The organism is Mycobacterium attenuatum (genome assembly GCF_900566085.1).
Taxonomy (GTDB): domain Bacteria; phylum Actinomycetota; class Actinomycetes; order Mycobacteriales; family Mycobacteriaceae; genus Mycobacterium; species Mycobacterium attenuatum.
In genome coordinates this window covers 1-12,441 of record NZ_UPHT01000143.1, presented here as the reverse complement: position 1 = coordinate 12,441, position 12,441 = coordinate 1, and the positions used below count along the sequence as shown (strand labels likewise).

At 62.7% G+C, this 12,441-nt stretch carries 9 protein-coding genes and 1 pseudogene; 3 read left to right on the top strand and 7 right to left on the bottom strand.

Annotated features, from left to right (window positions below; translation table 11 throughout):
- Window positions 1-218: 218 nt before the first annotated feature.
- The 4 genes from EET13_RS22910 to EET13_RS22895 all read right to left on the bottom strand — a co-directional run bounded on the left by EET13_RS22910 (window position 219) and on the right by EET13_RS22895 (window position 4,615).
- Complete coding sequence (locus EET13_RS22910) at window positions 219-1,190, bottom strand: esterase family protein (RefSeq protein WP_122444416.1); 972 nt, start codon at window positions 1,188-1,190, stop codon at window positions 219-221.
- Window positions 1,191-1,250: 60 nt separating this feature from the next.
- Complete coding sequence (locus EET13_RS22905; protein ID WP_122444415.1) at window positions 1,251-1,559, bottom strand: chorismate mutase; 309 nt, start codon at window positions 1,557-1,559, stop codon at window positions 1,251-1,253.
- 780 nt (window positions 1,560-2,339) lie between these two features.
- Window positions 2,340-3,188, bottom strand: coding sequence for a hypothetical protein (locus tag EET13_RS22900; protein WP_122444414.1), 849 nt, complete (start codon window positions 3,186-3,188; stop codon window positions 2,340-2,342).
- A gap of 719 nt (window positions 3,189-3,907) precedes the next feature.
- Window positions 3,908-4,615: a hypothetical protein gene (locus tag EET13_RS22895; protein ID WP_122444413.1), complete on the bottom strand. Its 708-nt coding sequence runs from the start codon at window positions 4,613-4,615 to the stop codon at window positions 3,908-3,910.
- Between the two features lie 662 nt (window positions 4,616-5,277).
- On the opposite strand from EET13_RS22895, the gene pcrA reads away from it, so the two are divergent.
- Entirely contained in the window at window positions 5,278-7,635 is a 2,358-nt protein-coding gene (pcrA, locus tag EET13_RS22890) for a DNA helicase PcrA (protein WP_122444412.1), read from the top strand.
- A gap of 84 nt (window positions 7,636-7,719) precedes the next feature.
- Here the strand turns inward: pcrA and EET13_RS22885 are convergent, their stop codons facing one another.
- Together EET13_RS22885 and EET13_RS22880 are read right to left on the bottom strand one after the other, a co-directional pair.
- On the bottom strand, window positions 7,720-8,304 hold the full coding sequence (locus EET13_RS22885; protein WP_211189121.1) for a hypothetical protein: 585 nt from the start codon (window positions 8,302-8,304) through the stop codon (window positions 7,720-7,722).
- Between the two features lie 3 nt (window positions 8,305-8,307).
- Window positions 8,308-9,369, bottom strand: coding sequence for a M23 family metallopeptidase (locus EET13_RS22880; RefSeq protein ID WP_244604063.1), 1,062 nt, complete (start codon window positions 9,367-9,369; stop codon window positions 8,308-8,310).
- 278 nt (window positions 9,370-9,647) lie between these two features.
- On the opposite strand from EET13_RS22880, the gene sucC reads away from it, so the two are divergent.
- The gene (gene sucC, locus EET13_RS22875) at window positions 9,648-10,811 is read left to right on the top strand and encodes an ADP-forming succinate--CoA ligase subunit beta (RefSeq protein ID WP_122444409.1); all 1,164 of its coding nucleotides are present in this window, start codon (window positions 9,648-9,650) and stop codon (window positions 10,809-10,811) included.
- Between the two features lie 15 nt (window positions 10,812-10,826).
- The gene (gene sucD / locus EET13_RS22870) at window positions 10,827-11,729 is read left to right on the top strand and encodes a succinate--CoA ligase subunit alpha (RefSeq protein ID WP_122444408.1); all 903 of its coding nucleotides are present in this window, start codon (window positions 10,827-10,829) and stop codon (window positions 11,727-11,729) included.
- 76 nt (window positions 11,730-11,805) lie between these two features.
- On the opposite strand, the pseudogene EET13_RS22865 reads toward sucD, so the two are convergent.
- Window positions 11,806-12,441: pseudogene (locus EET13_RS22865) on the bottom strand (PE family protein); the annotation flags it as partial.

The window sequence follows — 12,441 nt, the reverse complement described above, 5'->3', positions numbered from 1 at the left end:
CAAGGAAAGCCCGCCCCACCCCGCGACACGGGACACCCCTCCATGCCAGCACGCGAAAATACCTACCCAGCAACACAATTCAACGACTGAGCGCCCTCAGCATCAATTCGATGCAAAATCGAGGCTAGTGCTCCGGCCGTGGGGTAGCGGGAGCCGTCTCGGGACGTCGAATCGGCGTGTGGCGCCGGCCCGGGCACTGGTTCGCGCCGCCGCAAGCACTAACCGGCGCCCAACACCTGCTGGAGATCGGGAAGCATGGCCTGTAATTGCGCGCCCCAGTAAGACCAGGTGTGGGTGCCGTTCTCCGGAAAATTGAACACACCATTGTGCCCGCCCTTGGCCTTGTACCTGGCCTGAAAAACCTTGTTGCTGAGCCGGGTGGCCGATTCCAGCAGGCTGGCATCCAGCTTGGTTTCGGTTTCCATATCCGACTGGCCGCCGTTACCGGTATACACCCAGATGCGGGTGTTGTTGGCCACGAGATTGGCCGCGTTGACCGTCGGGTCGTTGGCCGCCCAGGCCGGGTCGGTGGGCGGGCCCCACATAGCCTCCGAGTGAAAGCCGCCGGCCCCCAGCTGCGCTGCGCTGACCAGCGACGGCCATTGCCCGGCCGACAGGTTGAGAAAGCCCGACATCGACGCCGCGTAGACGAAGTTCTCCGGATGCTTGGCCGCCAGGATCAGCGCCGCCGATCCGGACATCGATGCGCCCACCACCGCGTTCCCGGAGGCGCTGACCGTCTTGTTGGTTGCCAGCCACAGCGGCAGTTCCTGGGTCAGAAAGGTTTCCCACTTGTAGGTCCATATCCCGCCGTTGCCGGCCGCCGGTTGGTACCAGTTGGAGTAGAAACTGGCCTCGCCGCCGGTGGGCATGACCAGTGAGAGCCCGGATTGGTCGAACCACTCGAATACCGGCAGGTGTATGTCCCAGCCGTTGTAGTCGTCCCGGGCGAGCATGCCGTCGAGCAAGTACACCGCGTGGGGGCCGCCGCCCTGAAATTCCACCTTGATCTGGCGGTGCATCGACGGTGACGGCACCATCAGATACTCGATCGGCAGCCCGCGTCGCGACCACGCCGACGAGGTGGCCGAACTGGCGGCCAGCGTTGCCAGCATGGCAAGCAATGCCGCCGCCGAAACGACCAACGCACGGCGCAGTCGCAGAGCCCCAGCCGACTTTGCTGTAACCATTTCGGCGGAATGTACCGCAGAAATCAGCGTATACGCGATAAGCAGCGGAAACGTGATCCATTAGTGACCGAGACGACCCCGGCCTAGCCGCAAAAGCAACATTGCCAGGTTTTTGCCGTCAGGCCCGAGTTCGCTGTAGCGCTCGATGACCTGCATCTCGCGGTTGTGGACCAGTCGGGTGCCGCCGGAGGCCATCCGGACCTTGCCGATCGCCTGGGAAACCTCGGCGCGCCGTTTGACCGCGGCCAGAATTTCGCGGTCTAACCGGTCGATCTCTTCGCGCAGATCTTCGATGCTTGGCAGCTGTTGGGTATCGGTGTTCATCTCCGCTGACTCCGCGTTCTCGTGATGTGGGGATTCTGGTCTCATCCGGTATCGGGCCTCACACAAGAGACGAGCCCCGAATCGCCGAAGCGGACCACGGGGCTCTGCGAAGCAGCTAGACCACGGGCACCGCTGGCCGGTACCCGTAGAAAAATCGGCGCTGCCTGTTGAGCACCAACCGAGTGTGCCACCAAGGGCCGCGCCTGCGCAAAACCTCGGAAACCGGTGCCGACCCGGTCGACGAACCCATGCGTCAGTGCGCTCGCCGTTCCGAGCGTCCGTTCTGGCTTCTAGCACCCGAACCTGTCAAACCGATTAAGACGCGTCAGACTGCTCGGTTTGGGTCGATGTGTGCTTCGGCGGTTGGTTGGTCCAGGCCGCGTCGGGCAGCTTGGTGTGGTTTGCTCGGACCCGGCCCGGGTTGGCTGCATAGGCGGGCAATGCAGGCTCTGGTGGTTTAGACAGGCTTTAGACAACGGAATTCGCCAGTGTGAGTTTCTTCGGTCAGGCATAGCGGATGGTTCGGCCAGGTCGGTCGCCGACAGCGTCACGTGCGGTATGCGCGGTCAGCATGGCGCCCTTGAGGCGAGCGCGGCGGCAGCGGATCTAGCGCAACCAGGTCAACGCCTCGTCATAGGGCGCTCATCGAGCTGGACGCCGCCCGAGCCGGCAGGTCGACAGCAATGTCATCCGTTAACAACAAGGGAAGCTGCAGACCGACGTGCCCCAAAAAAATGCTGAAGCCTGAATAGACCAAAGATTCTGAACAGCAGTGGGACAATCGTATCCACTATTGACCACGATTTCTTCATCGGAGACCAGGAACTAGTTACTAAATCGCCAGATGTTTTCTTGGATGATTTCTATCTCGCGTGCTGCTTGTTCCTCCTGCTGTTCTTCCTCTGTCATTTCATCTACCCTAAAAAGCAGCCTCCCGACACCGTCATCCTGGTTCAATCTGTATTCTAGTATGAACGGATTTCCGCCGTTTTCGCCAATCCAAGAGTCGATGGTTTCGTTCGGTGCATTGATCCCAGGGATGGCCTCGCTCAAGACAGTCTCGGTTATCATTTCGTTTAATCTAGGCAGCCCCACGTCATCGTCTTCGCGTTCGTTCAATCTATATTTCAGCAGGAACGGATTTTCGTGGTCTTCGTCAGTCCAAGCGCTGAGTGTCTCGTTCGGGACATTGATCCCACGGATGGTCTCGTCCGATCGGGTCCCGATATTTTGATTGTTGGCGTTGTTGTTGGACAGGGAAGTTGTGACATCGATATAGTCGTTTTCGTCTTCATAGCTGATCGTAATGGTACGGTCGTCGACGGCAACGGTGTCGGTGTAGTTAGTGTCATTGTCATTGGAGCCGCCGGTGTTATCTTTGCCGTTGGCGGAGCTATCAGGCGAATTGCCTGTGCAGGTGTCGAGTTTGAACCCGTCGTGGTTGGCTAAAGCGATGGTGAGTCGACCGACGCTGAGATTTGAATTGTTGGCGCCGGCAGTTGAGTTGCCGAGAATATCGATGGCGCCGGTGACTCCGCTAGCGACTGCCAGCGCGCCCAGAGCCGCGGCGGCACGTTTGCGCCGACACAGCCGCACGGACCGGACCCAGTCGTTTGCCGCAACGGTCGCGCTGCGTTGCGCCTCAAGTGGCGGGATATGGGTCGGCATGGACATGCGGTGCGGAAACCTTCCCTAGATTTCGAACTTCCTGAACTTGCAAATGAGCTCAACTGCGTCCGTTGCTGTAGCAAGTCGATGCCGCAACCGATTGTTATGAGCGTCGAGATGCTATTTATTTGACGCTAACTTGTGCGATAATGCTGCTCGCTATCAAAGGTTTGCATGTTCGAGCACAGTCTTGATAAGTTTTTATCCGGTTGACCAAGCCAGATGTCCGGCCATTGTAGAGCCGAATAAGATCGGGCTACTATTATTGAACTATTATTGACTGGGTCAGAGTGCGTAGGATTCAATAAGCTAGAAAACACTTCTCTGCCTTCTCGACAGTGCAAAATCCCGAGTACAGCTTTCTATATTCATCACTTATCAGCGGCATCTCGCCGATACTACAATGATGAGGTTGCAAGTTTGCTGCTTTTCATGTCTAACTTTAGTAGATTGCGATGGGTTTCCGTAAGCTTGGGTCGATATGCGTGGGCTCTGCTGCTGTCATGCCGATGCCTATCCAGTGACTGACTGCCGTGTCCCCATCACGTCGCATGTCTCGCGCTCATATAACGGCGTTGTGGTCCAGTGCACCGCGAGCATCTTCATCGAATGCCTCACTGAAATCACCCCACCCGAAATGCCGGGGCCAGAGCCACAGGTTTTGCACAACCTCGGCACAATCGTATCCGGGTCCTGGCCAAAACTTCCTGAACCAAGACCAGAAATTAATAATCATATCGCTCTAATGCTTCCTGGATGATGTCAAAGACACGTGTTTGTTGTTCCCGCTTTTCTTCCGCTGTCATTGGGTTTAACCGAGAAAGTTCCACGCCGGCATCCTCATTTTCGTTCAATCCGTATTCTAATATGAACGGATTTGCGCCGTCGTCGCCAGCCCAAACGCTAAGGGATTCGTTCGGCGAATTAATCCCGGGGATGTTCGGCCTCGAGACGGTCTCGCCGGTCTGATTGTTGGCGTTGTTGTTACTGGACTCGACCGGTAGGAAATGTGTGTAGTAGTAGTCTTCTTCGGATTCATACTCGATCGTCAAGGTACGGCCGCCGGAGAAAACGGTCTCCGTGTAGTTAGCGTCATTGTTGGTGGCGCCGCGGTTGTCGCCTTCATCGCTGGTAGAACTTTGGTGCGAATCGCTTGAGCAAGTATCGAGTTTGAACCCGCCGTGGCTGGTTAACGTGATGGAGAGGCGGCCGACGCCGAGGTTGGAGCCATTGGCGCTGGCAGTCGGACGGCTGACGATATCAAGGGCGCCGGTGACTCCGCTGGTAAGAGCCAGCGCTCCCAGCGCCGCCGCAGCGGCACGTTTGCGTCGCCGCGGCCTCGTAGCTCGAGCCGAGCCGGTCGCCCGCTCGGATTCCGCAACGATGGCTATGCGGTGAGCATCAAGCTTCGGAATATGGGGTAGTTTGGACATGTAGTACGGAACCTCTTCTCTTCTGGATCTCAGGCCCTTAATTTGCCAAATGAGCCCAATTGGCTATAGCCGCAACGTGGTCGAGTTCGCAGAGTTCGTTACGACGTCGAGGCATTGATCTTTGGCCCTAAGTTTGCCGATAATGCCGCCAGCGCCTCGGCTTCGATCGTTGATAGATCGGCTACACTACAATCTCCGAAATGGCTCGTACTGCATTGGCCGCAGTACACGTGACACTATTTCTTTGCCTTCGCATCGATTAACCGAGATCGATGATGTTCAAGTCGCTATCGGTCAATATTCTCCTGATATCGGGCATAAGACGCTGCATTTGCACAAATTCCATCATCATTGACGAGATTGCCCTGGTGAGCGGTAGTTAACGGCATCAGCTCCACCAAGAACGATACATGCGACTTGTAAAGAATACAAGCGACCTGCAGGGCGGGAGGGACGACGGGACCGCGGTGTTCAAGCATCTCCGACTCGGTATCGGTGACATCTGACTGATCGGCGACATTGGCCTGGCTTATCGATAAGGCGCAGCCCTCGCGCCTGGATCGCCTGTTGAAGGCTCATGACTGGGTCGCGTCGCTGCGTTGCGACGCGGGGGTCGCCTGCTCCCGGCGTCTGTCGGTGGGCGGCGGTAAGTTTGGACCGACATGAGTGTGCACGCAACCGATGCGAAGTCCGAGACAGATCACCTGCTCGACGGTCTCAACCCGCAACAGCGCCAGGCGGTGCTGCATGAGGGCTCGCCGCTGCTGATCGTCGCGGGCGCGGGTTCGGGTAAGACGGCGGTATTGACCCGCCGGATCGCTTACCTGATCGCCGCGCGTGGGGTGGCGGTCGGTCAGATCCTGGCCATCACCTTCACCAACAAGGCCGCCGCCGAGATGCGGGAACGCGTGGTGCGCCTGGTCGGCGGCCGGGCCCGGTACATGTGGGTGTCCACCTTTCACTCGACCTGCGTGCGCATCCTGCGCAACCAGGCGTCGCTGATCAAAGGCCTTAATTCCAACTTCTCCATCTACGACGCCGACGACTCGCGGCGGCTGCTGCAGATGATCGGCCGCGACATGGGACTGGACATCAAGCGTTACTCGCCGCGATTGCTGGCCAATGCGATTTCCAACCTGAAGAACGAGCTGATCGACCCGCAGGAGGCGCTGTCCGGTCTTTCCGATGACTCAGACGACTTGGCGCGGACCGTCGCATCCGTCTACGCGGAATACCAGCGGCGGCTGCGAGCGGCCAATGCGCTCGACTTCGACGACCTCATCGGCGAGACCGTCGCGGTGTTGCAGACCTTCCCTGACATCGCCCAGTACTACCGGCGACGGTTCCGGCACGTCCTGGTCGACGAGTACCAGGACACCAATCACGCGCAGTACGTCTTGGTGCGGGAACTGGTCGGCCATGGCAACGGCGCTAATCCCGATAATCCCGATAATCCCGATAATCCCGATAATGAGGTGCCGCCGGCGGAGTTGTGCGTCGTGGGCGACGCCGATCAGTCCATCTACGCATTCCGCGGTGCGACCATCCGCAACATCGAAGACTTCGAGCGCGACTACCCCGACGCGACAACCATTCTGCTGGAACAGAATTACCGCTCAACACAGAACATCTTGTCGGCGGCCAACTCCGTAATCGCCCGCAACGCCGGGCGCCGGGAGAAGCGATTGTGGACCGACGCCGGGGAAGGGGAGTTGATCGTCGGCTATGTCGCCGACAACGAACACGACGAGGCCAGGTTTGTCGCCGAGGAGATCGACGCGCTGGCCGACCGCGGCGAGATCACCTACAACGACGTCGCTGTCTTCTACCGCACCAACAACTCGTCGCGGTCTTTGGAAGAGGTGTTCGTCCGCGCCGGAATTCCCTACAAAGTCGTTGGGGGCGTGCGCTTTTACGAGCGCAAGGAGATTCGCGACATCATCGCCTACCTGCGGGTGCTGGACAATCCCGGCGACGCGGTCAGCATGCGACGCATTCTCAATACGCCGCGGCGCGGCATCGGCGACCGGGCCGAGGCGTGCGTGGCGGTTTACGCCGAGAACACCGGCGCCAGCTTCGCCGACGCGCTACAAGCCGCCGCCGAGGGCAAAGTGCCGATGCTCAACACCCGCGCCGAGAAGGCGATCGCCGGCTTCGTGGAGTTGCTCGACGGCCTGCGGGGCCGTCTCGATGACGACCTTGGTGAGCTGGTCGAGGCGGTATTGGAGCGCACCGGATACCGTCGGGAGCTGGAAGCCTCCACCGACCCCCAGGAGCTGGCACGGCTGGACAACCTCAACGAACTCGTCAGCGTCGCACACGAATTCAGCGCCGACCAAGCGCTGCAAGCCAGCGATGCCGCAGCGCTGGCACCGGACGACGAAGACGTGCCGGACACCGGCGTGCTGGCGGCGTTTCTGGAAAGGGTGTCGCTGATCGCCGACACCGACGAGATCCCCGAGCACGGTGCCGGTGTCGTCACTCTGATGACGTTGCATACCGCCAAGGGGCTGGAGTTCCCGGTGGTGTTCGTGACCGGCTGGGAAGACGGAATGTTCCCGCACATGCGGGCGCTCGACGACCCGACCGAACTCTCCGAGGAGCGGCGGCTGGCATACGTCGGCATCACACGTGCCCGGCAACGGCTGTACGTCAGCCGGGCCGTCGTCCGCTCTTCTTGGGGACAGCCGATGCTCAACCCGGAATCCCGCTTCCTGCGCGAGATTCCGCAGCAGCTCATCGATTGGCGCCGCACCGCGCCGAAGCCCTCGTTCAGCGCGCCGGTGAGCGGGGCCGGCCGGTTCGGTACCCCGCGCGCGGCGCCCGCCCGCTCCGGAAGCGCGAGCAAGCGCCCCTTGCTGGTGCTACAGCCCGGCGATCGGGTGACGCACGACAAGTACGGTTTGGGCCGGGTCGAGGAAGTCTCCGGTGTCGGTGAGTCGGCGATGTCGCTGATCGACTTCGGCAGTTCGGGGCGGGTGAAGCTGATGCACAACCACGCCCCGGTCACCAAACTCTAGGGGCGTGGTCGAGCGTGAACTCGGCGCGAAAACATCGCTTGGATTCAAGCGGTGGAAACATGCCCGGCGAAGGCGCCGCTTCAGCTACTCCACGAGCCAGCGTTTGGTCGCTGGATGCAGGGCCAACACCGCGCTGGCGATCGGCAGCAACGGTAGGGTGTGCACTATCCACCCGACGCGCGCACCAGCGATGAACACGCCGCCGTACGTCAACACCGCGACCACCGCGCCCGCGGCGATCAGATAGCGCCCCAGCGACCGACGCAGCAACAGCATGATCACGCCGGTGACGGTCGCCGCGGCGAACACCAGAGCCAAGAATCCCACCGCGATGCAGAACAGCTGATCGGTCCGCCACCATCCGGCAATCAAGTCGGTGGCCACCACCGAGGTGGCCCAGCCGCTGACGATGCTTACCGCAGCGGCCGCGACGGCCGTCCAGGGGCTCGGTTCGTGGCTGATAGTGGCTGGCAGGGGCGGTAACTGGTCCGCCCGTCCGGTCGGCTCCAATGCTGTTGGGTGGTGCGAGATCTCGGTGGCCGCAGCATCGGCTATCGCAGGCAGCGGACCGGTAGGGGCCCGACGGATGATGCGGGTGCGCGGTTCTTCGAGAGATCCAGTGGGCTCGGACGGGTTCTCAGGCGCGGGGGGACGGCTCGCTGCGGTCACCGGTCAGCCGGCGTAGTTGCCTACATAGATTCCGCGCTTGGCCAGCCACGGCACGGGGTCGATCCGCTCGGTGCCGCCCAGGAGCACTTCGAAATGGAGGTGCGGGCCGGTGGAAAAGCCCCGGTTGCCCATGGTGGCGATCTGGTCGCCCGCCATCACGCGCTGACCGACGCTCACCAGCGTGGTGTTGACGTGCCCGTAGAGGGTGACGGTGCCGTCAGCGTGGCGCAGCTTGACCCACATGCCGTAGCCGGCGGTAGGGCCGGCGTCGATCACGACACCGTCAGACACCGCGTAAATGGGCGTCCCGATGGAGTTGGCCAAATCGATTCCCGCGTGCAGCACACCCCAGCGATACCCGAAATTCGAGGTGAATATGCCTTTGGCCGGCAAGACGTACAGCGGCTGCTGCAGTCGTGCCTCACGCTGCGCGCGTTCCTGCGCAAACGCCACACCATGGGCCAGTTCCGCGTTGTGCACTGCCGCACTTGCCGCCGGCTGCGCGGCAATAACCTGGACCCCCCGGGGAGCGCCGCCCGACCCTCCAGTAAGCGCCGACGCGTTGGCGCTCAACACGGTGTCGGCCGTGGTGCTTTGGGATTGATGGGTTGCCGTGTGCGCAGCGGCCGCGGCGGCACCTGCGGCCATGGCCGAGATCAGCAGGCGTCCCTTGGCCGCGCTGGTGGGTTGTTTGCGATGCTGCCCGCCTCGGCGCGGGACCGGGGTGATGTTCGGGGCGTGCGGACGCTGGGGCGGTGCTTGGCTGGCGCAGTCGACGCTCAGACCGGTCAAAACCTCAGTGGGGCCGGCCAGCCACGCCGGGGTGAGGTCGTCGGTCTCATGCAGGTCGTCGAGCTCGGGTGCGTGCAGCAACTGCACGTCAGTGCCGAAATCGGGATCGCCGAAATCCAGCTCGTCGAGGTCGGCCAGTTCCGGCTGGTCGAGCCCGTCGAATCCGTCCAACGGGATGATTTCGGTGATTTCGTTACGGTGCTGAGGCCGGCGATCGCGGGATGCATAAAGCCCGCCTGCAGCGGCAGAGCGGGCGAATCTGTGCTGGGACAATGCTGAAATGTCCTCGTATCGTGACCATAACGTTATCTGGACCCTGAGACGGTATCCGCTCATCAATGGGGCTGGCAACCTCAGAACAATAACCCATTGGAAAATGTGATCCGGATCACGTTTGAGCCCAGGGTGGCATATGGTGACGCGCGCCACACCAGTGGGATGCGCTCGTGGGGGTCGTTTGGCCTCTCGCTACAGTTCCAACCGTGCGGTGTGCCGGATCCGGCTTCGCCGCCTATAGGCCCAGCAGTTAGCCCAGCGAAGACAGTGAGCCCATGGACCTTTTCGAGTATCAAGCCAAGGAATTGTTCGCCAAGCACAACGTACCCAGTACGCCCGGCAGGGTGACCGACAACGCTGCAGAAGCCAAGGCGATCGCCACCGAGATCGGTCGCCCGGTGATGGTCAAGGCGCAGGTCAAGATCGGTGGGCGCGGCAAGGCTGGCGGCGTCAAGTACGCCGCGACACCAGACGACGCGTACGAGCATGCCCAGAACATCCTCGGCCTGGACATCAAGGGCCACATCGTCAAAAAGCTGCTGGTCGCCGAGGCCAGCGATATCGCCGAGGAGTACTACATCTCCTTCCTGCTGGACCGCGCCAACCGCACCTACCTCGCCATGTGCTCCGTCGAGGGCGGCATGGACATCGAAGAAGTGGCCGCCACCAAGCCCGACCGCCTGGCCAAGGTGCCGGTGGACGCCGTCAACGGCGTCGACTCGGCGTTTGCGCGTTCCATCGCTGAGCAGGGTCACCTGCCGGCCGAGGTGCTCGACGCCGCCGCGGTCACCATTTCCAAGCTCTGGGAGCTTTTCGTGGCCGAGGACGCGACCCTGGTGGAGGTCAACCCGTTGGTCCGTACACCCGACGGCCAGATCCTGGCGCTGGACGCCAAGATCACCCTCGACGCCAACGCCGACTTCCGCCATCCCGATCACGCGGAGTTCGAGGACCGCGCGGCCACCGATCCGTTGGAGCTCAAGGCCAAGGAACACGACCTCAACTACGTCAAGCTCGACGGACAGGTCGGCATCATCGGCAATGGCGCCGGGCTGGTGATGTCGACCCTCGACGTCGTCGCCTATGCCGGTGAGAAGCATGGCGGCGTCAAGCCGGCCAACTTCCTCGACATCGGTGGCGGTGCGTCGGCCGAGGTCATGGCAGCGGGATTGGACGTGGTCTTGGGCGACGAGGACGTCAAGAGCGTGTTCGTCAACGTGTTCGGCGGCATCACGTCGTGCGACGCGGTGGCCACCGGGATCGTCAAGGCGCTGGAAATCCTGGGCGGTGAGGCCAACAAGCCGCTGGTGGTGCGCTTGGACGGCAACAACGTCGACGAAGGCCGGCGGATTCTGGCCGAGGCCAACCACCCCCTGGTGACGCTGGTGTCGACGATGGACGAGGCCGCCGACAAGGCCGCCGAGCTGGCGAGCGCCTGAAAGGACCGCACGACAATGGCTATCTTCCTGACCAAAGAGAACAAGGTCATCGTCCAGGGCATCACCGGCTCTGAGGCCACCGTCCACACCGCCCGGATGCTCAAGGCGGGCACCCACATCGTGGGCGGGGTGAACGCGCGCAAGGCGGGCACCACCGTCACCCATGAGGACAAGGGCGGCCGGTTGATCAAACTGCCGGTGTTCGCCAGTGTCGCGGAGGCGATGGAAAAGACCGGCGCCGATGTCTCGATCATCTTTGTGCCGCCCAAGTTCGCCAAGGACGCGGTCATCGAGGCGATCGATGCCGAAATCCCGCTACTGGTGGTCATCACCGAGGGCGTACCGGTGCAGGACACCGCCTACGCCTGGGCCTACAACCTGCAGAAGGGCGGCAAGACCCGCATCATCGGCCCGAACTGTCCGGGCATCATTACTCCCGGCCAGGCGCTGGTGGGCATCACCCCGGCCAACATCACCGGACCCGGACCGATAGGTCTGGTGTCCAAGTCGGGCACCTTGACCTACCAGATGATGTTCGAGCTGCGTGACCTCGGCTTCTCCACTGCGATCGGGATCGGTGGCGATCCGGTGATCGGCACCACGCATATCGATGCGATCGAGGCCTTCGAAAAGGATCCCGACACCAAGTTGATCGTGATGATCGGCGAGATCGGTGGCGATGCCGAGGAGCGTGCGGCCGATTTCATTAAGGCCAACGTGTCCAAGCCGGTCGTGGGTTACGTCGCGGGCTTCACCGCGCCGGAAGGCAAGACCATGGGCCACGCCGGCGCCATCGTGTCCGGCTCGTCGGGCACCGCGGCCGCCAAGAAAGAGGCGCTCGAGGCGGCCGGCGTCAAGGTCGGCAAAACCCCGTCGGAAACCGCGGCCCTCGCCCGCGAAATATTGCAGGCTCTTTAGCTGGCGCGAGCAGCCGCAAAAGCCACCGACACGCCGAGCGTGCGGGGGCTTTTGCGGCTGCTCGCACCAAGGCCGGCTACGGTGTGCCCGGCTTGCCGGGCACACCCAGCAGTTGCCCACCGTCGCCGCCTTGGCCGCCGGCGCCCGCGGGTGCCCCAGGCCCGCCGTTGCCACCGTTTCCGCCGAAACCTATGAGCAACGCGGCGCGTCCACCGGTGGCGCCGGCCCCGCCGGGAGCACCGCTGGCGCCTCCTCCCGCGCCGCCCGCGCCGCCGTCGCCGAATAGCAAGCCGGCGTCGCCGCCGACACCACCTGCACCTGCGGCGGTGCCTCCGCCGTTTCCGCCGCCGCCACCGGCGCCACCCGAGCCCGACAGCGTGCCGCCGCCACCGCCGGCCCCACCGGCACCACCGACGGGACCGAAGCCACCGACGCCGCCGGTGCCCCCGATGCCAGTGAAGAATCCGCCGTGACCGCCGGTCCCCCCGGTACCACCGGAAGTGCCAGCCACTAACCCTTCCCCGCCGGCACCGCCGCCCCCGCCGGAGCCGAGCAGGATTCCGCCGGCGCCACCGGCGCCGCCCAAGCCGCCGGTGGTGCCGGGGACAATGGTGGCGCCACCGCGGCCGCCTTCGCCGCCGATGCCGATCAATCCGCCGGCGCCGCCGGCGCCGCCCGCCCCGCCGTCGCCGCCGAGTGTCGCCGGCGCGCC

What these genes read in the sequence shown, in the direction of transcription:
- pcrA (WP_122444412.1), top strand. Translation starts at nt 5,278, where the DNA reads ATGAGTGTGCACGCAACCGATGCGAAGTCCGAGACAGATCACCTGCTC.
- EET13_RS22905 (WP_122444415.1), bottom strand. Translation starts at nt 1,559, where the DNA reads ATGAGACCAGAATCCCCACATCACGAGAACGCGGAGTCAGCGGAGATG.
- EET13_RS22900 (WP_122444414.1), bottom strand. Translation starts at nt 3,188, where the DNA reads ATGTCCATGCCGACCCATATCCCGCCACTTGAGGCGCAACGCAGCGCG.
- EET13_RS22895 (WP_122444413.1), bottom strand. Translation starts at nt 4,615, where the DNA reads ATGTCCAAACTACCCCATATTCCGAAGCTTGATGCTCACCGCATAGCC.
- sucD (WP_122444408.1), top strand. Translation starts at nt 10,827, where the DNA reads ATGGCTATCTTCCTGACCAAAGAGAACAAGGTCATCGTCCAGGGCATC.
- EET13_RS22910 (WP_122444416.1), bottom strand. Translation starts at nt 1,190, where the DNA reads ATGGTTACAGCAAAGTCGGCTGGGGCTCTGCGACTGCGCCGTGCGTTG.
- sucC (WP_122444409.1), top strand. Translation starts at nt 9,648, where the DNA reads ATGGACCTTTTCGAGTATCAAGCCAAGGAATTGTTCGCCAAGCACAAC.